The following is a 17,721-nucleotide window of genomic DNA, read 5'->3' as shown; positions in this document are numbered from 1 at the left end:
CCTTCTCCGGTCGTGCTCGTGGTGATGTGGTGGTCGTGTTCGTGCGGTGATCGTGCTCGTGGTGCGTGCCGTGCTCGTGGTGCGTGTTGTGCTCGCGGACACCTTCTATCGAGAACGATCAGTCTCGAATCGAGGCATGCGGAGGCGCGCGGAGGCATGCGGAGAAGGCCCCGGAGTCCCACCCCCGGCCAACCCGCCCGCGCCCTCAGTCCAGCAGCGCCAGCGCCTGTTCCGCCGCGTCGCGGAGCCGCCCCGGTTCCTGTCCCGACTTGCCCATCAGGCGCAGCCCCTGCATCAGGACGAGCAGCATCCGGGCCAGTGCCCGCGGGTCGCGGCCGGCGGGCAGCTCGCCCTGGGCCCGTGCCCGCGTCAGCGCCGAGGTCAGCGCCGTTTCCAGTACGGTCCAGCTCGCCTCGACCTGCCGGGCGGCGTGCCGGTCGTGCGCGGCCAGTTCCGCGGCCGTGTTCGTCACGAAGCAGCCGCGCCCCAGGTCGTCGCAGGCGGCCTCCTCCGCGAACCGGTGCACCAGCGCCCGTATGGCGGGCAGTGCGGGCCCCGGCTGTGACAGTTCCTCGATGAGTCCCGGGTCCGAGAGCCGGCTGTAGCGCTCCAGGGCTTTGAGGTAGAGGTCGTGCTTGCTGCCGAAGGTCGCGTAGATGCTGGCGCGGGCGATGCCGAGGTGGTCGACGAGGTCGGTCATCGACGTCGCTTCGTAGCCGCGCCGCCAGAACAGTTCGAGGGCTGCCTGGAGGGCGGCGTCCGGATCGAATGCCTTGGTCCGTGCCATGAGGGAACCCTAGGCTTTCGAGACCGACCGGTCAATAATCAGCAGGGGAATCATGACATCCCGTCACCGCCCCAGCGCCTCCGTCACATTCCGGTCCAGTTCCTCGCGCAGGTGGGTGCACTCCCGTACCGGATCGTTCTTCGGGCAGGTCAGCAGGTGCGCGAGGCGCTGCTGGGCGGCCTGGAGGTCCGCCATGCGCTCTTCGAGCTGCTGGATGGTGCCGGTCAGCACCGCCCGCCCCGGCGGGCGCAGCACCCCGTCCGGGCCGCGCTCGCCGAGCGCGGCGGCGGTGTCCGCGAGGCTCAGCATGCCGCCGTGGTGCAGGTGCTGGATCAGCGCGAGCCGCCGCAGTTCGCGCCGGCCGTAGTGCCGTACGTTCCCGCGGCGTCCGGCGGGCGGCAGCAGCCCCAGCTCGTCGTAGTACCGCAGCGTGGCCACCGACAGGCCGAAGCAGCGGGCCACTTCGCTGATCGGATACAGCTGGTCGTCCTCGTCGCCGGGCAGCACGGAACCATCTTGCGCTCAAGCCGACTTGAGCGTCCAGGCTGGGCGGATCGGGCCCGGCGGCGGACCGGGCCGGGGGAAAAGGACGGTGTGCTGTGCGCATACGGGAAACGAAGACGGAGCGGCCGACGGCGGGGCGGCCGCTCCCCCGCAGGGTGCCGGTGCTGGTGGCCGGGGGCGGCCCGGTCGGTCTGGTCACCGCGATGTTCCTGGCACGGTGGGGCGTGCCCGCGCTCGTCGTCGACAAGCGGGACCCGCTCACCGGCCCGCCCAGGGCGATGAGCAGCATCCGCACGCTGGAACTGCTCCGGTCGGCGGGCCTCGGGGACGCCGTCGAGCGGACGGGCTGGTACGGGGCCGAGCCCTTCCAGGCGGTGTTCAAGGACAGCGCGCTGGGCACCGTACGGCAGCGGGTGGCGCCGCCCGAGCCGTATGTCCGCTGGCTGCGGGCCTGCAGCCCGGTCGACTGCCGGCTGGTGCTCAACCATCTCCAGGTGCAGCGGCTGGCGCTGGACGAACTGCTGCGGCGCGGCGGTGACGCGCGGTCCGGCCTCGGCGTGACCGGCCTCGAACAGGGCGCGGACGGCGTACGGGTGCGGCTCGCCGACAGCGGCAGCGGCGAGGAGCACGACATCGCCGCGGACTATGTGATCGGCGCCGACGGCGCGCACAGCACCGTACGGCGCCTGCTCGGCATCACCATGCCCGACCGCGAGGTGGTCGCCCGGCTGCACACCGCCTTCTACCGCGCCGGCCTCCCGGCCGGGGCGGACGGCCGGCGCGACCTCATGTGCTTCATACGCACCGCGGGCATCTACGCGACGGTCTTCTCCATGAACGGCCGCGACCAGTGGGTCTCGCACCTCATGGACTACCCGGACCGCCCCGACGACACGGATGGCATCGCGCCCCTGCCTACGGACCGCGCCCTGGCCCTGCTGCGGACCGCCATCGGCGACCCGGACCTGCCCATCGACCTGGTGGCGGTGAACGCCTGGGAGGCGGCCGTCGGCGCGGCCCCGTCCTTCCGGAACGGCCGGGTCTTCCTCGCCGGGGACTCCGCGCACGTACAGAGTTCGGCCGGCGGCCTCGGGATGAACACCGGCATCCAGGACGGCCACAACCTCGCCTGGAAACTCGCCGCGGTCCTGCGCGGACAGGCCGGGGAACGGCTGCTGGACACGTACGAGCCGGAGCGCCGCGCCGCGGTACGGGCCTCCCTCGCCCTCTCCCGCGGCATGCACCAGGGGTACCGGACCCTCGGCGGCGCCGACCCGAACGAGCTGTACGCGCGGACGGCGCGGGACTACGTACGGGCGATGATGCGCTATGCGTACCCGTCCGGGGCCGTCGTCCCGCCCGACAGTGCCCCCGATCCCACCCCGGACACCCTCTCCGACCACGTACACCCGGGCCACCGGCTCCCGCACCGCACGCTGGAGCACCTGGAGCACGCCAAGGACGGCCGCACCTCCACCCACGACCTCGTCGGCGCGGACTGGGCCCTGATCGCCGGTCCGCAGGGCGCCGCCTGGCTCCCCGCCGCCACGGAGGCGGCCGCCGCCTTCGGCATCACCCTGACCGCACACCGGGTCCCGGCCGGCACCCTGCCGGGACTCGCCCCCGAAGGCGCCGTACTCGTCCGCCCCGACCACTTCGTGGCCTGGCGCGCGGACGGCCCCGCGGCCGATCCGGGCACCACCGTCAAGCGGACGCTGGCGACGCTGCTCGGCCGGTGACGCTCACGCGGCCCGCAGCCGGAAGAACATGTCCATCGCGTCGTCCGCGGCGGCCCGGCCATCCGCGTCCGTGACCGACACCGTGGCCAGCCCGGCCGCCGCGGCCAGCTCCTCGAACACCGAGCGGGGATACCAGTGCAGCAGCCACGGACGCTCCACGACCGTGGACTCACCGGCGCCGTGCCGCTCGTAGCGCAGCACGGCGGTCTGCGTCCGCGCGGTCTCGTCGCGCTCCTCGGAGACGACGGAGAAGCGCAGCTCGGCGCCGTCGTCGGCGACGGCCGTGCGGACCCGGCCCACCCGCTCGGCGGGGGTGGGGGAGGGGACGTGCAACGGAACCAGCGCGGAACCGCCGTCGGTCAGGTGGCGGCGGATGCCGTGGAGCGCGGCGGCCGCGGTCGCGTCGTCCGGCAGCAGGTTGAAGGTCGGCCCGGCCAGGAACACCGCCCGGAACCGGCGCGGCAGGCTGAGCGCTTCCATCCGCTGGTGGTGGACGGTGACGGAGACGCCCGCCGCGTCGGCCCGGCGACGGCAGCGCTCCAGCATGTCCGCGGAGGAGTCGACGCCTTCGACGTCCAGACCGTCGCGGCGCAGGGCGAGCAGCGGGTCACCGTCTCCGCAGCCCAGTTCCAGCGCCGGGCCGCCCGCCTCGCGCACGAAGGCCGCGTAGATCTCCGCATCGTAGGAGAAGGTCTTCAACGGGGCGTAGGACTCCGCGACGATACCGGTGTAGAAGTCCGCCGGATCCGTGTGCTGCTGCTCCAACAACCGCTTCCTCGTCTCTCGATACCGGCCGCCGCGCGACGGGCGCAGCGTAGGCCGCGGGTGATCGCCACCGCCGGCGAATATCCGGTCGGCCGCCCGGCGTCCCCCATTACCCCGCACGTAATCGCACCCTTCCCCGCGCCCCGGCATCTTTGGGGCATCGGTCGGCGGGCCGGCGCACTCCGGCCCGCCGACCGGCCCGAACGCGGGCCCGCGACGCACCGCGGACCCGTACCACTGACGAAATTAGAGGAGTCGGCCATGGCACAGACGGAGACGCGGCAGACCGGCACGGAGCGCTACGCGGACGCGGTCACGCGCTACTTCGCGGCCTGGAACGCGAGCGGCGACAATGCGGCCGGGGCCGTCGCCGCGGCATTCACCGAAGACGCCACGTACACCGACCCGTTCTCCGACGTCGCCGGGCACGAGCAGCTCGCCGCCGTGATCGCCGCGACCCACGCGCAGTTCCCCGGCTTCGTGTTCCGGCCGCTGGGCGAGCCGGACGGGCACCACGACCTGGTCCGGTTCGGCTGGGAGCTGGTGGCGCCGGACGGCTCGGCCCCGGTCGCCGGGTCCGATGTCGCGACGCTCGCCGCGGACGGCCGCATCCGCTGCGTATCCGGCTTCCTGGACCGCGTACCCGCCTCCTGAACCGGCACCGGCGTGGCCGCTACGGCAGCCACGTCCGCAGATGGCCGGCCGTCTCCTGGTCCGCCGGAAGGAAGGTCTCCAGGGCGAGTTCGGAGACGGTCACGTCCATCGGGGTGTTGAAGGTGGCGATGGTGGAGATGAACGACAGCACCCGGCCGTCGTGTTCGATCACCATCGGCAGCGCATACGGCGCGTGGCCGCCGTCCGCTGCGGTCTCCCGGCCGCCCGCGGGCAGCGGATAGCCGCTCACCTCCTCGAACAGCGCACGCAGCGGCGCCGAGCGCACCACCGCCAACTGCCGCTGCATCTGCGTGAGCAGATGCTCCCGCCACTCCAGGAAGTTGCGGATGCGGGGAGCGAGACCGGCCGGGTGCAGGGTGATGCGCATGGCGTTCAGCGGCGGCTCCAGCAGCTCGGCGCCGACGCCCGCCATCAGTGCCTGGATGCCCCGGTTCGCGGCGACGACGTGGTACGTACCGTCCACGACCAGCGCCGGGAACGGCTCGTAGACGGCCAGCAGCCGTTCCACCCCGCCGCGCAGCGCGTCCATCGACGGGTCGTTCAGCGGTGTCTCGGGGAAGCCGGGTGCGTAACCGGCCGCGATCAGCAGGACGTTGCGGTCCCGTACGGGTACGTCCAGGTGCTCGGCCAGGCGCAGCACCATCTCCCGGCTGGGCCGGGAGCGGCCGGTCTCGATGAAGCTGATGTGCCGGGCGGAGGAGTCGGCGCGCAGGGCCAGATCGAGCTGGCTGACCCGGCGCCGCAGCCGCCACTCGCGCAGCAGCGCGCCCACCCCGGCCGTCCCGGACGCCGTCTTCGGAGAGACCGCAGCAGTCGTCATGGGCCGAACGGTAGCCGATTCCGTACGCCTGTACGGATAAGGTGCGGTGTCGCCGGGACCCGGCGCGGCGCCGCCGGAAAAATCTCCGAAGAAAATCCGGCGGACCTGTCGATCCGGCGGTCGCCCGATCGACGCACAGGTGAGAGGCGGGGTAAGCCCGCCGTACGACCGAGGAGTCACCATGCCGCGCTTCCTGACGCTGATCCGCATCGACGAGCAGAACGCCCCCGAGGGCGGCCCGAGCCCCGAACTCCAGAAGCGTATGGGCGAGCTGCTGGAAGAGATCACCAAGGCCGGGGTCATGCTGGACACCGCCGGGCTGGCCGCCACCTCCGAGGGCACCCGGGTCACCTGGTCCGGCGGGAAGCTCAGCTCGACCGACGGGCCGTTCACCGAGACCAAGGAGGTCGTCGGCGGTTACTCCATCGTCCAGGCCAAGGACAAGGCCGAGGCGCTGGAGTGGGCCCGCCGCTTCCTGCAGGTCCACGAGGACCACTGGACCGTCACCGCCGAGGTCCGGGAGATCGTCGAGGGCTGCTGACCCGGCCCCGCCGGGAACCGCCGTGCCGGTCGCGCTTGCCGCTCCTGCGTCCGGCTGCTCTGATGGGTGGCCGTGACGGCAGGACATACGACGGCAGGCACGGCAGACGCGGTCGAGACGGTGTTCAGGATCGAGTCCGCGCGGATCATCGCCGGTGTCACCCGCATCGTGCGGGACGTGGGCATCGCCGAGGAGATCGCGCAGGACGCCCTGGTCGCCGCGCTGGAGCGGTGGCCGGAGTCAGGCGTGCCGGACAATCCGGGCGCCTGGCTCATGGCCACCGCCAAGCACCGCGCCATCGACCTCGTACGCCGCAAGGAGACCTACGCGCGCAAACTTGCCGAGGTCGGGCGGAGGTTGGAGGACGCACCGCCACCGCCCGAACCGGCGGACCCGGAGGACATCGACGACGACCTGCTGCGGCTGATCTTCACGGCCTGCCACCCCGTGCTGGCCGCACCCGCCCGTATCGCACTCACCCTGCGGCTGCTGGGCGGGCTGACCACCTCGGAGATCGCCCGCGCCTTCCTGGTGCCGGAGGCGACCGTTGCGCAGCGGATCGTCCGCGCCAAACGGGCGCTCGCCAAGGCCCGGGTCCCCTTCGAGGTCCCGTACGGCAGCGACCGGGCGGACCGCCTCTCCTCCGTCCTGGAGGTCATCTACCTCGTCTTCAACGAGGGTTACTCCGCGACGGCCGGCGACGACCTGGTGCGCCCGGCCCTGTGCGAGGACGCGCTGCGCCTGGCCCGCGTCCTGGCGAACCTGATGCCCGGCGAGCCCGAAGTGCACGGCCTGGCCGCGCTGCTGGAGTTCCAGGCGTCACGCATCCCCGCCCGTACGGGACCGGACGGCGAGCCGGTGCTGCTCGCCGACCAGAACCGCGCCAAGTGGAACCGCATGCTCATCCGCCGCGGCGTGGACGCCCTGCACCGCGCGGGCCGCGGCCCGTACTCCCTCCAGGCGGCGATCGCCGCGTGCCACGCCATGGCCACCCGCTACGAGGACACCGACTGGGCCGCCATCGCCGCCCTCTACGACCAGCTGCTGGCCCTGTGCCCCTCCCCGGTGGTGGAGCTGAACCGGGCGGTCGCCGTCTCGATGTCCGAAGGCCCCGCCGCCGCCCTGAAGCTGGTGGACGCGCTCACCGGCGAACCCGCCCTGAAGAGCTACCACTTGCTGCCGAGCGTCCGCGGCGAGCTGCTGGACCGCCTGGGGCGGGCCGCCGAGGCGCGCGAGGAGTTCGAGCGGGCGGCGGCCCTGGCACACAACGTACGCGAGCGGGAACTGCTCCTGGGGAAGGCGGCCCGCGCCGGCTCCCGGCCGGGGTCATGACACGGGCCCTCACCCCAGGTCGAACGCGTTGCGCAGCCCGAGCCGGTAGCGCGTCTCGTCGTGCCGTTTCAGCGCCGCGAACTCCGGGGCGCGGTACAGAGGCGTGACCGTGCACCGCCCGGCGCCCGAACCGGACGCGTCCAGCAGCGCGTTCACGGCCTGGCGGGCGGACGCGTTGGCGCCCTCCATGGTCGCCAGGTCGATGTCGACGGCCACGTAGTCACCGGCGAGGAAGAGGTTGGGGATCGCCGTACGGGACGCGGGCCGGTTGAACCAGGTGCCGGTGGGGTGAATGAGCAGCTGCTCGTCGTTGGTGGGGTGCGGGGTGCCGAGTCCGCCGACGGCCGGGTCCAGGAACCAGGAGTGCAGCTTCGCGTCGAGCAGCACATGCTCACCGGTGTCGTTGAGGCCGCCCTTCATCTGCGCCCAGACTTCCCGCGCGATCTCCTCGCGGGTGCACTGCTTGGCTGTCTTCCCGTACAGGATGCCCGGCTTGTCCCACTCCGAGATGTCCACGGACAGGCAGTCGGCGACCGTCCCGTCCCCGTAGTCGGCCGGAAAATCGCGGCTCTTCCAGTACTGCGCCTGCCCGACCGAGGTCAGCGACCACGGCGAGTCGATGTGGTTGATGTGCCCGTGGATGATGGGTGTCGGCTCGGTCAGATAGAACTGGATGCCCGTCATCCAGTCGGTCGCCAGCTTGTCGCAGCGCGCCAGCTGGGGATCGGCGGCCCGGACGGCCGCGTTCCAGGTCCCGCGGGCGTGCTCGACCGGCATCGCCTGCACGAAGTGGTCGGCGACGACCGACTGCCGTGCGCCCTGCGGGTCGGTGACGACCGCCTCCGCGATCCGGCCGCCCGCGAGCCGCAGATCCCGTACGGACCACCCGACGCGGAACGCCACGCCCAGCGACCGCAGATGCGCCACCCACGGGTCGATCCACGCTTCGTTGGTGGGCAGGTTCAGCACCCGGTCGGGCTGCCCGTCGGCGCCCCGGCCCAGCATGTTGAAGACGAACGCCTCGGCGCAGGTCGCCACGGTCCGGGTGGACGCGATCTCCGCCTTGGTCGCGACGATGTTGCGGGTCAGGCCGACGGCCAGCAGCCGCTGATAGTCCGGCGACATCGACGCGGCCCGTACGAACCGCCACCACGGCGTGTGCTCCCACACCTCCAGCCGGCGCCGGTCGCAGCTGGTCAGGAACACCAGCAGCCGGTTGGCGAAGTACGCGATCTCGTGGGCGGGCAGGTGCGTGGCGGTCTGCAGCAGCCCGGTCAGCATGCGCAGGAACGCGTCGGGGGTCAGGACGGGCGGGGGAGTTCCGATCATGGAGAACGGGAGGCGGATGTCCTCCCGGCCGCCGGTACGGGCGAACATCACCTCGGTGGAGGCGACGAGGTTGTCGTGGCAGCCGTTGGCGTTGCCGGGGAACGGGATGCGGCGCAGGGTGTCCGGCAGGTTGTGGTAGATGCCCGGAATGAAACGGAAACCGTGCTCGCCGGGCAGCGGCTTGCGCCCCCCGCGCCCGCTGCCCGGTACGTCCATGCTGCGGGCCTTGCCGCCCAGCCCGCCCGGCTTGCGCTCGTAGACGGTGACCTGGAAGCCGCGTTCGGCCAGTTCATGGGCGGCCGTCAGCCCGGCCACACCGCCGCCGAGCACGGCCACGGTCCGGCCCGCTCTGCGGCGACGGGCCCCGCCCGGCGCGGGCGCGGCGACAGCCGTCCCCCCGGCCCCGAGGGCGAGCGCGCCGCCCACCGCGGCAGCCCGGCCGAGGAACACTCGCCGCGGACTCCCCATACCGTCTGTGCACTGATGCTCCATACGGTTCACGCTGCCCACGGTCACTCCCCACTACGCCGCGTAACGGCCGACTCGTCAGGCGCAGGAGCATACGAGCGGCCCCCGTGTCCCGGAAGCCCGCCGCGTGGCCGTGCGCACATTGGCGCGAAAGCGTCCTCGGCGTGCCACGCTGGAACTGCTGCAATCAATGCCATCAACACGACGCGGACGGCCCGGTGATGCGGACGGTGCGCCCGGGACGTACGCGGTGAACGGAGAGGCGGAGCGAGATGGACGCATCGGTGGACCCGCTGACGGACAAGGAGATCGAGGACCGCCTCGCGGAACTGCCCGGCTGGTCGGTGGCGGACGGCAGGCTGACCCGTACCTACAGCTTCGAACGGCACCTGCCGGCCGCCGCGATGGTGGTGCACGTCGCCCAGATCCAGGAGGAGCTGGGCCACCACTCCGCACTGACCCTCGGCTACAACACCCTCACCCTCGCCGTGAACACCCACAGCGCCGGCAACGCGATCACCGGACTCGACTTCACACTGGCGCGGCGGGTCGAGGAGATCGCCACCGGCCACGGGGCGAGCTGAGCGGGCGCACCCGGCCGTCCGTACGGCAGCGGGCGGGTGCGCTCAGCCGTCCGCGGCCTTGCCGGTTCCGCCCCCCGGGGCGCTGTCCGCGTTCTCCATACGGGCCAGCTCGGCGTTGAACTGGGCGCCGCTCAGCAGGGACAGGTGGGAGAACCACAGCCATATCAGGAAGACCACGGGCCCGGCGAGCGACCCGTAGAGGCGGTTGAAGGTGCCCACGTACGACGCGTAGAACGTGAACCCCGCCGAGGACACCAGCCACAGCAGCACCGCGACCACCCCGCCGGGCACCGCCCGCCGCCCGCGCGTGCGGGAGGGGCCCGTACGGAAGAGCACCATCACCAGCACGACCGCCAGCAGCAACAGCAGCGGCCACTGCAACAGGTCCCATACCGCCCCGCTGCCTTCGCCCAGGCCCAGCCCCCGCGCGGCCGTGTGCGCCAGCGGGCCGCTGACCACGAGGGCCACCGCGCTGCTGATCAGCAGCGCCATCAGCAGCAGCGCCGTCGCCAGGATGCGCGGCGCCTTGTGCCACGGCGGCCGGTCGTCGCGCACCCGGTACATGGCGTGCAGGGCCCGCCGGAACACCGCCAGGTAGCTGCACGACGACCACAGGGCGCTGACGGTCCCGCCGCCCACCAGCATCCACGCGGCGGTCCGCTGGTGGGCCATGGTCACCAGCGCCCGGCGGACGGTCGCGCCGGACCCGGCAGGGGCGAGCGAACTGACGTGGTTGATCAGCTCCTCGGTGGCCTCCGGAGCGGCGATGCCGATCAGCGAGATGGTGACGATCACGGAGGGCAGCAGGGCCAGCACCGAGTAGTACGTCAGGCTGGCCGCCCAGTCGGACACATCGTCGTTCCAGATCGAGACCGGGGTACGGCGGGCCGCGGTCCGGATCCGGGGCCAGCTCGGCAGCGCCGCGCTCCGCGCGCGCGGACGGCCGGCTCCGGTGGTCAGCAGCGCCCGCTGCGGCCCGCGGCCGTTACCGCTCCCGCTCATCGTGTGTCCGTCCTCTCCCCGATACAGCCGGGCTGCTCGCCCGGCCTGGTCCGTCTGCCCGTTTGCGCAGCGTACAAGCGTGTACGGGGCACCAGAACGCGCGGTGCGCGGTGGAGCGGCCTAGGAGCGGTGCCGGGCGGACGCGCGCGGCGGGTGCCGGTGTCCGCGTGACGTTCGGCGTCGGCAGGTGTCCAACGGGGCGCACGGGGCTATGACGTAGGCGTGGCGGCGCGGCCGGGGCCGGGCGGCGGAGCGGCCCCGTGCGCACGGCCACAGCGAGGAAGGAGCCGGTGAGTGCCCGAACCCAGCGATGCCCTGCTGGCCGTACGCGCCGGGGAGGGGGACGAGGGGGCCTTCGAGGTGCTCGTACGCCGGCACAGCGCTCAGCTCCTGCGCCTGGCCACCCGGCTGCTCGGCAGCCGCACCGACGCGGAGGACGCCGTACAGGACGCCTTCGTGAGCGCCTGGCGCAGAATCCCGGAATTCCGCGGCGACGCCGCCTTCGCGACCTGGATGTACCGCATCGTCACCAACCGCTGCCTGAATCTGCTGCGGACCCGCAGACCCCTCACCCAGGACCTCGGCTCGGTCCCGGAGCCGACCGCGCCCGAGCACGCGTCGTCACCGGTGCGGGCGGCCGAGTCGACCGCCGCCGTCGAGGCGCTGACGCGGGCCATGGACGGGCTCACCCCGGAGCAGCGCGCCTGCTGGGTGCTGCGCGAACTGCACGGCCTGCCGTACGAGGAGATCGCCGACGTGGTGGGCATCAGCCACCAGGCGGTCCGTGGCAGGGTCTTTCGAGCACGCCGCTATCTGACGGAGGCGATGGGCGCATGGCGCTAGGCGAGCACGACGACCCGACCCTGCCGTGCGGCCGCACGCTGTCGTCCGTGTGGGCGGACCGGGACGGCGACGCGGGCGAGGACGCGGGCACCGGCCCGCATGCCGAGGAGTGCCCGTACTGCCAGCAGGCCCTGGCCGGACTCGGCGTGCTGGACAGCTACGTACGCGAGGCCCGGCAGGCCGCCGGAGAGGCCGGGCGCGAAACGGACGACCAGGACGCCGAACGCTTCACGGCCCGGGTGATGGACCTGGTCAGAACCGAACTCCGCCCGGGGCGGACGCTGCCGCTGGGCGAGCCCGAGGACGACGCGTGGATCACCGAAGCCGCGGCGGCCAAGGTCTTCCGCGCCGCGGCCGAGACGCTGCCGGACGTACAGGCGGGCAGTTGCCGTGTCACCCTGCTCGCACCGCGGGGGCCCATGAAGGTGGCGCTGGAACTGGTCGCCGGGTACGCCTGGCCGCTGCCCGCCCTCGCCGACCGGGTACGCGAACGGGTCCGCGCGGCGGCGCGGGACGGCGTCGGCCTGGCCGTCGAGCACATCGACGTCAAGGTGATCGACCTCATGGAGAGCGACACCGGCGGCGGCCCGGGCACCGGGGAGAGGAGCACCTCATGAACGGTGACGCGGAACTGCGCGGGGCGGTCCTGCGGGCCGCGGCCGGGGCCGCCAAGGACACGCCCGGCGTCGCCTTCCTCCGGCCCGGGTTCGGCGAACTGCTGCGGGGGACGGTGACCGGGCGAGCGTCGCGCACGGGCTCCGCGGCGGCCCCTTCGGTGGTACGGAACGGCCGCGTCGCGGGCGTACGTGCCGAGCACGGGCCCGGCCCCGGCGAGTGGCGACTCCGTGTCCACCTGGCGGTCCGGCGCGGCCACCGCGCCCTGGACGTGACCCGCGCGGTCCGGCCGCGCGTCGTGGCGGCGGTGCGGGAGGCGCTGGGGCACGCGTCAGGGGAGGAGGGCGGCGGCGCGCCGACGGTCACCGTGACGGTGACGGTCACGGACATCACCTGACGGGCGGTGCGATCGCCCGCGTACGACCCCTCAGGCCAGCGGCAGGCCCACCCACGGCGAGGCCGGGTCCTGGGTGAGGACACGGTGAATGTGCACGGCCTCCTGATACGCCGCGCCGAACCAGCCGTTGTCGAAGGCCAGCGCCCGGCCCAGCGCGTACCCGGCCGAGAACTCCTGCCACGAGCCGTACGCCGCCCGCGCCAGCTCCCCGGCGCGCAGCACCGCCTGCTCGGCCTCCGGCGGGGCGCAGAGGCGGGCGCCCAGGCCCCAGCGGACGAGGGCGACGGCGTGCGCGTAGTCCAGGGCGACGAGCGACTTCACCCGCCCGCCGGCGGGCAGCACCCCGTCCGCGCGGAACCGCTCCTCGTACTTCTCCACCAGCTCCGGCACCTCACCGGAACCCGCCTCCGCCTTCTCCTCTTCCTTCTCCCCGCCGCTCCGGGCCCGCAGCGCGGCCTCCGTCCCGGCAGGCACGAACTGCGCGTCGAGCAGCTGGCCGAGGCGCTGCTGCCAGGACGGCGGATCGACCACCGACCACTGCTCGCGCAGCAGCCCGGCGTCGGCCGAGTAGTCGAGGAAGGCGGTGCCCAGCTCGTTCCACGGCACGCTGTGGTGCACCGCGACCGGCGCGCCGCAGGCGAGCCCCTGGGCGAGCGGGCCGTGCAACGGCCCGCCGAAGTGGGTGCTGAGCAGCCCGCCGGGCCGTATGCCGCACTGGGCCCTGATCCGCGTCCAGGCGGCGCGGTGCGCGGCGGTGGCCGGCAGGTACGCGGCGCACGGCGTGCCCGGGTTGACCGCCAGCTTCCACTTGTCGTTCGGCCAGTCCATCGCCAGCTCTTCGAGCGTCACCCGGTCGAAGAACTGCTGCGGGTGCCAGGGCGGCAGCATGCCGCGGGTCGTCACCGGGATGCAGGTGCCGCCCACGGCCGGGTCCTCGTAGACCGGCAGCGGCTCCTGGCCCTGCTGGGGCACCACCAAATACAGGTCCTCGCCTGCCACCGCCGCGATCTGGCCTTCCCAGTCGCCCCGCGCGCCCGCCTCACACAGCCGCCGTTCCGTTTCGGTCGGCGGTATCCATCCTGGAGTTCCCACGGCCCAAGACCTTACGGTGGCCGGCTCACCGGGCCGGACGCGGGGTGTCTTGCCGGACCGGCAACAAAGGTTGCCCTCCGGTGCGGCCTGCCCGACCCTCGGTCCATGACCGACCACAGCCACGGCACCACCATCCCGGCACCCGGCCACGACCACGGCCCGCAGCCCGGCCCGGCCGACCACCACCCTCACCACGACCACACCACCGTCGACTGGGAAGCGCTCGCCGCCCACCTCGAAGGCGAGGCGGAATTCCAGACGCCGATGCTCGACCAGGCCACGGCCTGGCTGCGCGACCTGCTGACCGAGCCGTCCGGGCCGGGCCCCGACGCGGTACGCCGGGTACTCGACGTCGGCAGCGGCCCCGGTGTCACCAGCTGTCTGCTCGCCCGCGCCTTCCCGCAGGCCGAAGTCGTGGCGGTGGACCCGACCGAGGCGCTCCTCGAACGCGCCCGGGACCGCGCCGCCCGCCTCGGCCTCGGCGACCGCTTCCGTACCCACGTCGGTGAACTGCCCGACGGCCTCGACGGCCTCGGCGACGCCGACCTCATCTGGTCCAGCAAGGCCCTGCACCACGTCGGCGACCAGGCCGCCGCGGTGGCCGCCCTGGCCGGCCGGCTGCGTCCGGGCGGCCTGCTCGTCGCGTCCGAGGGCGGCCTGTCGTCCCGCATGCTGCCCCGCGACTTCGGCTTCGGCCGCCCCGGCTTCGAAGCCCGTCTGGAGGCGGTGCGCGAGGACTGGTTCGCCCGGATGCGCGCGGCGCTGCCCGGCTCCCGCGGCGTCGTGGAGGACTGGCCCGCCCTGCTGACCGGCGCGGGCCTGGTGTCCCCGCGCAGCCGCAGCTTCCTGCTGGACGTGCCCGCCCCGCTCGACGCGGCCCGGCGCCGGCACATCACCCGGCAACTGGACCGCGCCACCGAGGTCTTCGCCGAGTTCCTGGACGAGGACGACCGCGCCACCCTCGCCCGCCTCCTCGACCCGGACGACCCGCTCGGCGCCGCCCGGCGCCCTGACCTCTTCTGGCTCTCCGCCCAGACGTTCCACACGGCGCGGGCGGCGTAGGCGGGGCGGCGTGCGGGGCGGGCGGCGTGGGCGGGCGGCGTGCGGGGCCGGGGGTGCCGTGCGGGGCCGCGGGTCCCGTACGGGGCGGGGCGCGCCGTCCGGGGAATGACCGGTGCCCGCCTCCGATTGATCTTCAAGCCACGACTTGATCTTCATGCCGCGACGACCGGGCGATCGCCCGCCCCGAGCGGGACGACCGCCTTGCCGAAGGGACCCGTACAGCATGAGCGCCACCCCGCCCCCGCACGCCCCGCTCGCCGAACGCACCGTGCCGTCCGCCACGCCGCGCCCCGGCTCTCCCAGGACGGCTCCGTGGTCCTGATGTCCGGCGCCGCGAGCGTCCGCCCGGCCGGTCCGGCGCCCGCCTACGTCGCCTGCAATGCGGCGATCGAGGGCCTGGGGCGCGGCCTGGCCGTCGAACTCGCGCCCATCCGCGTCAATGTCGTCTCGCCCGGCATGATCGACGGCAACCTCTGGTCCGGCCGCCCCGCCGACATCCGCGAACAGGCCGCCACCCACTACCGCGAAGCCGCCCTCCTCAACCGCCTCGGCACCGAACCCGAAGTAGCCGAAACAGTCCTCTTCCTCTTCACCAACGGCTATATGACGGGCTCGACGCTGTATCCGGACGGGGGGTATGCGTTGCGGTGAGGGCGGGGCTCGGTCGTCCGGGGATCACGAGGCCGTGCCGATACGCCCCGCCCGGACCGTGAGGTGGTGCGTCCCTCCGGCATCTTCCGAACTTCCGCACCCCGCGACCGTGCTGAGATTCCACGGTCTGTGTCTCGTTCAGCTCGCCCATGCCCCGGACTGGTACATGGGCGGTCTGAACGACGACGGCAGTATCGACTGCTGGTCGGTTTACGACGACTTCCACGAGGCGCTGCGCGGGCTGTGACGCGGAACCGATTCGCCGGACGTCCTAGGGCGCTTCTGACCTCGCGACGCCCGGCACGCACCCTCGCCGCACGGCGCAAAGGGACAGGTGGCTCCGCCACATGACCCTTCACACCGCACGCCGAGCGCACGCACCGAACGCCGCTCCGTCCCCCCACGGAGATCCATCAGAAACGCCCTAGCCCTCCTCGGGCTCCGGATGCCGCACCTTCCCCTTCAGCGCCTTCTCGACCTCGTACCTGCTCTCGCCGGCGGCCTCGGCGTGTGCGCTGATCGCGGCCTGGACGGCTTCCGAAGCCGTGCGCCAGGCGTCCCACTGCTGTTGCCAGGCCGTGTGCTGGTCGTCGGTCCAGCCGTCGCCGTCGGCGGGGCGGCCGTACTCGGCCTGCATGGCCCGGACCTTCGCGTGCTCCGCGACGGCAGCTTCTTCCAGCTTGATCAAATCGTCTGTGAGTTCGATAGCCACTGGCTGATATTACGCCGTCCTGGCCAGAACCCCACGCAACGCCACAAAGACGTGAGCCGCGCCGGTATCGGGACCGCCCTGGGAGCGGGCGGGCCCGATACCGGCGCCGGCCGGGCGCCGTCCCCCGGTCGACCACGTGTGCCGACGCCGCGCGCCCCCGTCGGCGTGCTCGCGTGCGGTGTGCGGTCGTGGCCGCGGCGGCCGGCCGGTGCCGGGCGGGGTGGTGGCCCTCCCGGGCCGGGAAGACCCTCCACCACCCCGCCGTGTGTTCGGCTCGCCGGGCCGTGGCGCGGGCGTGGCCGGGCCGGCGAGCCGGGTTTCAGCAGTTCAGGTAGGCGACGTGGATCCACACGCCGGTCCGGCCGCCCCAGAGGTCACCCATGACCCAGGAGCCCTCGCGGCCCTTCGCGTTCATCTTCTGGCCCCTGTTCACCTGGCCCAGGACCGGGTAGTTGGTGCCCGGCCCGCCGCGGTAGTTGACGCCGTTGTCGTTGACGGTGCAGACGATGTCCTGGACTGCGGGCGAGGCGGTCTGCCGGGCGGGGGCCGAGGTGCCGGCGGCGGTGGCCACCGTGCTGCCGGCGAGCGTGAACACGGCCGCGGTGGCCGCGAGTGCGGCGGCGGCGCGAGGGATGCGGAACATGTGGTTCTCCTCCGTTGTGGTTCTTCCGGTGCCGGGGCCGCTGGCTGCCCGGACCCGGCACTCAGGACATTCGCCCTGTTCAGCGCCGCGGCCAAGGGGTTTCCCAACCCCCTGGGCAGCGCGGGAAACCGGGAAACCGCGCTTCAGCTGGGGTGCGGTGAGGAGAAGGTGATGCCTACGCGACGGCGCCGCCGGCCCGGGAGCGGGCCGGCGGCGCCGGAAAGAGGTGCGTACGGCCGAGCCGTACGCCGAGATCGCGGAACCGCGGTCTCAGCCGTTGTACGAGTCCGGGTCCGGACCCAGCCGCGTACCCGAGTCGAGGGCCGCGATCGCCGCCATGTCGGCGTCGTCCAGCTCGAAGCCGAAGACGTCGATGTTCTCCTTGATCCGGGACGGGGTCACGGACTTCGGGATGACGACGTTGCCGAGCTGGAGGTGCCAGCGGAGCACGATCTGCGCGGGGGTGCGCCCGTGCTTCTCGGCGAGCCGGGTGACGGTCGCGTCCGTCAGGAGGTCCTTGCCCTGGCCCAGCGGCGACCAGGCTTCGGTCGCGATGCCGTGCCGGGCGTGGAAGGCGCGGGCCTCGGCCTGCTGGAGCCGCGGGTGCAGCTCGATCTGGTTGACCGCGGGCACGACCGAGGTCTCGCCCAGCAGGCGCTCCAGGTGGGCGGGCTGGAAGTTGGAGACGCCGATCGCCTTGGCGCGGCCCTCCTCGTAGATCTTCTCGAACGCCCGGTAGGTGTCCACGAACGTGCCCTGGGCGGGCAGCGGCCAGTGGATCAGGTACAGGTCGACGTACTCCAGCCCGAGCTTCTTCAGGGACTCGTCGAAGGCGCGCAGCGTGGAGTCGTAGCCCTGGGCGTCGTTCCACAGCTTCGTCGTCACGAAGAGCTCGTCACGCGCGATGCCGGAGGCGGCGAGCGCCTTCCCCGTGCCCTCCTCGTTGCCGTAGATCGCGGCGGTGTCGATGCTGCGGTACCCGGCTTCCAGGGCGCTGCCGACGGCCGTGAAAGCCTCGTCGTCCGGCACCTGCCAGACGCCGTAGCCGAGCTGCGGCATGGCGACGCCGTTGTTGAGGGTGATGTGGGGGACCTTGCTCACGAGAGATTCGATCCTTAGGTCGACGTGCATGTTCTCCAACGTCAACGATCATCCGGCAC

At 73.0% G+C, this 17,721-nt stretch carries 21 protein-coding genes; 11 read left to right on the top strand and 10 right to left on the bottom strand.

Features of this window, described 5'->3' with window-relative positions; genetic code table 11:
• Window positions 1–205: 205 nt before the first annotated feature.
• Entirely contained in the window at window positions 206–787 is a 582-nt protein-coding gene (locus ADK86_RS39040) for a TetR/AcrR family transcriptional regulator (protein ID WP_053700901.1), read from the bottom strand.
• A gap of 63 nt (window positions 788–850) precedes the next feature.
• The gene (locus tag ADK86_RS39035; protein ID WP_053700900.1) at window positions 851–1,294 is read right to left on the bottom strand and encodes a MerR family transcriptional regulator; all 444 of its coding nucleotides are present in this window, start codon (window positions 1,292–1,294) and stop codon (window positions 851–853) included.
• Between the two features lie 92 nt (window positions 1,295–1,386).
• Here ADK86_RS39035 and ADK86_RS39030 point away from each other — a divergent pair, with 92 nt between their 5' ends.
• A complete protein-coding gene (locus ADK86_RS39030) occupies window positions 1,387–3,030 on the top strand; it encodes an FAD-dependent monooxygenase (protein ID WP_234346333.1) in 1,644 nt (547 codons plus the stop codon).
• 3 nt (window positions 3,031–3,033) lie between these two features.
• Here the strand turns inward: ADK86_RS39030 and ADK86_RS39025 are convergent, their stop codons facing one another.
• Window positions 3,034–3,795, bottom strand: a complete 762-nt coding sequence (locus tag ADK86_RS39025; RefSeq protein WP_053700899.1) for a class I SAM-dependent methyltransferase — start codon at window positions 3,793–3,795, stop codon at window positions 3,034–3,036.
• Between the two features lie 261 nt (window positions 3,796–4,056).
• Here ADK86_RS39025 and ADK86_RS39020 point away from each other — a divergent pair, with 261 nt between their 5' ends.
• Entirely contained in the window at window positions 4,057–4,449 is a 393-nt protein-coding gene (locus ADK86_RS39020; protein WP_053700898.1) for a nuclear transport factor 2 family protein, read from the top strand.
• Window positions 4,450–4,468: 19 nt separating this feature from the next.
• On the opposite strand, the gene ADK86_RS39015 is transcribed toward ADK86_RS39020, so the two are convergent.
• On the bottom strand, window positions 4,469–5,290 hold the full coding sequence (locus ADK86_RS39015) for a helix-turn-helix transcriptional regulator (protein WP_053700897.1): 822 nt from the start codon (window positions 5,288–5,290) through the stop codon (window positions 4,469–4,471).
• Between the two features lie 181 nt (window positions 5,291–5,471).
• On the opposite strand from ADK86_RS39015, the gene ADK86_RS39010 reads away from it, so the two are divergent.
• Both ADK86_RS39010 and ADK86_RS39005 read left to right on the top strand, forming a co-directional pair.
• Entirely contained in the window at window positions 5,472–5,831 is a 360-nt protein-coding gene (locus ADK86_RS39010) for a YciI family protein (RefSeq protein ID WP_053700896.1), read from the top strand.
• 72 nt (window positions 5,832–5,903) lie between these two features.
• Window positions 5,904–7,163: an RNA polymerase sigma factor gene (locus tag ADK86_RS39005; protein ID WP_053700915.1), complete on the top strand. Its 1,260-nt coding sequence runs from the start codon at window positions 5,904–5,906 to the stop codon at window positions 7,161–7,163.
• Between the two features lie 9 nt (window positions 7,164–7,172).
• On the opposite strand, the gene ADK86_RS39000 is transcribed toward ADK86_RS39005, so the two are convergent.
• Window positions 7,173–8,960 (bottom strand): hydroxysqualene dehydroxylase, encoded by a 1,788-nt coding sequence (locus tag ADK86_RS39000; RefSeq protein ID WP_053700895.1) that lies wholly within the window; start codon window positions 8,958–8,960, stop codon window positions 7,173–7,175.
• A gap of 272 nt (window positions 8,961–9,232) precedes the next feature.
• On the opposite strand from ADK86_RS39000, the gene ADK86_RS38995 reads away from it, so the two are divergent.
• Window positions 9,233–9,544, top strand: coding sequence for a 4a-hydroxytetrahydrobiopterin dehydratase (locus tag ADK86_RS38995; RefSeq protein ID WP_030597232.1), 312 nt, complete (start codon window positions 9,233–9,235; stop codon window positions 9,542–9,544).
• Between the two features lie 42 nt (window positions 9,545–9,586).
• On the opposite strand, the gene ADK86_RS38990 is transcribed toward ADK86_RS38995, so the two are convergent.
• Window positions 9,587–10,546, bottom strand: coding sequence for a YihY/virulence factor BrkB family protein (locus ADK86_RS38990; RefSeq protein WP_053700894.1), 960 nt, complete (start codon window positions 10,544–10,546; stop codon window positions 9,587–9,589).
• 294 nt (window positions 10,547–10,840) lie between these two features.
• Between ADK86_RS38990 and ADK86_RS38985 the strand changes: the two genes are divergently transcribed.
• From ADK86_RS38985 to ADK86_RS38975, 3 genes are read left to right on the top strand one after another with little or no spacing between them, the layout of a single operon-like run.
• Complete coding sequence (locus tag ADK86_RS38985; RefSeq protein WP_053700893.1) at window positions 10,841–11,389, top strand: RNA polymerase sigma factor; 549 nt, start codon at window positions 10,841–10,843, stop codon at window positions 11,387–11,389.
• Window positions 11,380–12,006, top strand: coding sequence for a hypothetical protein (locus ADK86_RS38980; RefSeq protein WP_053700892.1), 627 nt, complete (start codon window positions 11,380–11,382; stop codon window positions 12,004–12,006). The genes ADK86_RS38985 and ADK86_RS38980 overlap by 10 nt, the downstream gene beginning before the upstream one ends.
• Window positions 12,003–12,401, top strand: a complete 399-nt coding sequence (locus tag ADK86_RS38975; RefSeq protein ID WP_063789189.1) for a hypothetical protein — start codon at window positions 12,003–12,005, stop codon at window positions 12,399–12,401. Before ADK86_RS38980 ends, ADK86_RS38975 begins: the two co-directional genes overlap by 4 nt.
• 30 nt (window positions 12,402–12,431) lie before the next feature.
• Here ADK86_RS38975 and ADK86_RS38970 read toward each other — a convergent pair whose 3' ends face one another.
• Complete coding sequence (locus ADK86_RS38970) at window positions 12,432–13,493, bottom strand: DUF1266 domain-containing protein (RefSeq protein ID WP_234346327.1); 1,062 nt, start codon at window positions 13,491–13,493, stop codon at window positions 12,432–12,434.
• 105 nt (window positions 13,494–13,598) lie between these two features.
• Between ADK86_RS38970 and ADK86_RS38965 the strand changes: the two genes are divergently transcribed.
• From ADK86_RS38965 to ADK86_RS43595, 3 genes are all read left to right on the top strand, one after another.
• A complete protein-coding gene (locus tag ADK86_RS38965) occupies window positions 13,599–14,555 on the top strand; it encodes a class I SAM-dependent methyltransferase (RefSeq protein WP_078952558.1) in 957 nt (318 codons plus the stop codon).
• Between the two features lie 105 nt (window positions 14,556–14,660).
• Window positions 14,661–15,206, top strand: a complete 546-nt coding sequence (locus ADK86_RS45360) for an SDR family oxidoreductase (RefSeq protein ID WP_267888837.1) — start codon at window positions 14,661–14,663, stop codon at window positions 15,204–15,206.
• 109 nt (window positions 15,207–15,315) lie between these two features.
• Window positions 15,316–15,453, top strand: a complete 138-nt coding sequence (locus ADK86_RS43595; RefSeq protein WP_159394066.1) for a hypothetical protein — start codon at window positions 15,316–15,318, stop codon at window positions 15,451–15,453.
• 177 nt (window positions 15,454–15,630) lie between these two features.
• Here the strand turns inward: ADK86_RS43595 and ADK86_RS38955 are convergent, their stop codons facing one another.
• From ADK86_RS38955 to ADK86_RS38945, 3 genes are all read right to left on the bottom strand, one after another.
• Window positions 15,631–15,918, bottom strand: a complete 288-nt coding sequence (locus tag ADK86_RS38955; protein ID WP_078882265.1) for a hypothetical protein — start codon at window positions 15,916–15,918, stop codon at window positions 15,631–15,633.
• 319 nt (window positions 15,919–16,237) lie between these two features.
• A complete protein-coding gene (locus ADK86_RS38950; RefSeq protein WP_053700891.1) occupies window positions 16,238–16,561 on the bottom strand; it encodes an SH3 domain-containing protein in 324 nt (107 codons plus the stop codon).
• Window positions 16,562–16,831: 270 nt separating this feature from the next.
• Window positions 16,832–17,662, bottom strand: coding sequence for an aldo/keto reductase (locus ADK86_RS38945; RefSeq protein WP_053700890.1), 831 nt, complete (start codon window positions 17,660–17,662; stop codon window positions 16,832–16,834).
• Window positions 17,663–17,721 lie beyond the last annotated feature (59 nt).

This window comes from Streptomyces sp. NRRL F-5755, assembly GCF_001279365.1.
GTDB lineage: Bacteria > Actinomycetota > Actinomycetes > Streptomycetales > Streptomycetaceae > Streptomyces > Streptomyces rimosus.
Note: the sequence above shows the minus strand (reverse complement) of the source record. Positions and strands in the feature narration are given on the sequence as shown.

Coding starts and splice junctions, on each gene's coding strand:
- ADK86_RS39040 (WP_053700901.1), bottom strand. CDS start 787: ATGGCACGGACCAAGGCATTCGATCCGGACGCCGCCCTCCAGGCAGCC.
- ADK86_RS39020 (WP_053700898.1), top strand. CDS start 4,057: ATGGCACAGACGGAGACGCGGCAGACCGGCACGGAGCGCTACGCGGAC.
- ADK86_RS39015 (WP_053700897.1), bottom strand. CDS start 5,290: ATGACGACTGCTGCGGTCTCTCCGAAGACGGCGTCCGGGACGGCCGGG.
- ADK86_RS39010 (WP_053700896.1), top strand. CDS start 5,472: ATGCCGCGCTTCCTGACGCTGATCCGCATCGACGAGCAGAACGCCCCC.
- ADK86_RS39000 (WP_053700895.1), bottom strand. CDS start 8,960: ATGGGGAGTCCGCGGCGAGTGTTCCTCGGCCGGGCTGCCGCGGTGGGC.
- ADK86_RS38995 (WP_030597232.1), top strand. CDS start 9,233: ATGGACGCATCGGTGGACCCGCTGACGGACAAGGAGATCGAGGACCGC.
- ADK86_RS38990 (WP_053700894.1), bottom strand. CDS start 10,546: ATGAGCGGGAGCGGTAACGGCCGCGGGCCGCAGCGGGCGCTGCTGACC.
- ADK86_RS38980 (WP_053700892.1), top strand. CDS start 11,380: ATGGCGCTAGGCGAGCACGACGACCCGACCCTGCCGTGCGGCCGCACG.
- ADK86_RS38975 (WP_063789189.1), top strand. CDS start 12,003: ATGAACGGTGACGCGGAACTGCGCGGGGCGGTCCTGCGGGCCGCGGCC.
- ADK86_RS38965 (WP_078952558.1), top strand. CDS start 13,599: ATGACCGACCACAGCCACGGCACCACCATCCCGGCACCCGGCCACGAC.
- ADK86_RS45360 (WP_267888837.1), top strand. CDS start 14,661: ATGACCGGTGCCCGCCTCCGATTGATCTTCAAGCCACGACTTGATCTT.
- ADK86_RS38950 (WP_053700891.1), bottom strand. CDS start 16,561: ATGTTCCGCATCCCTCGCGCCGCCGCCGCACTCGCGGCCACCGCGGCC.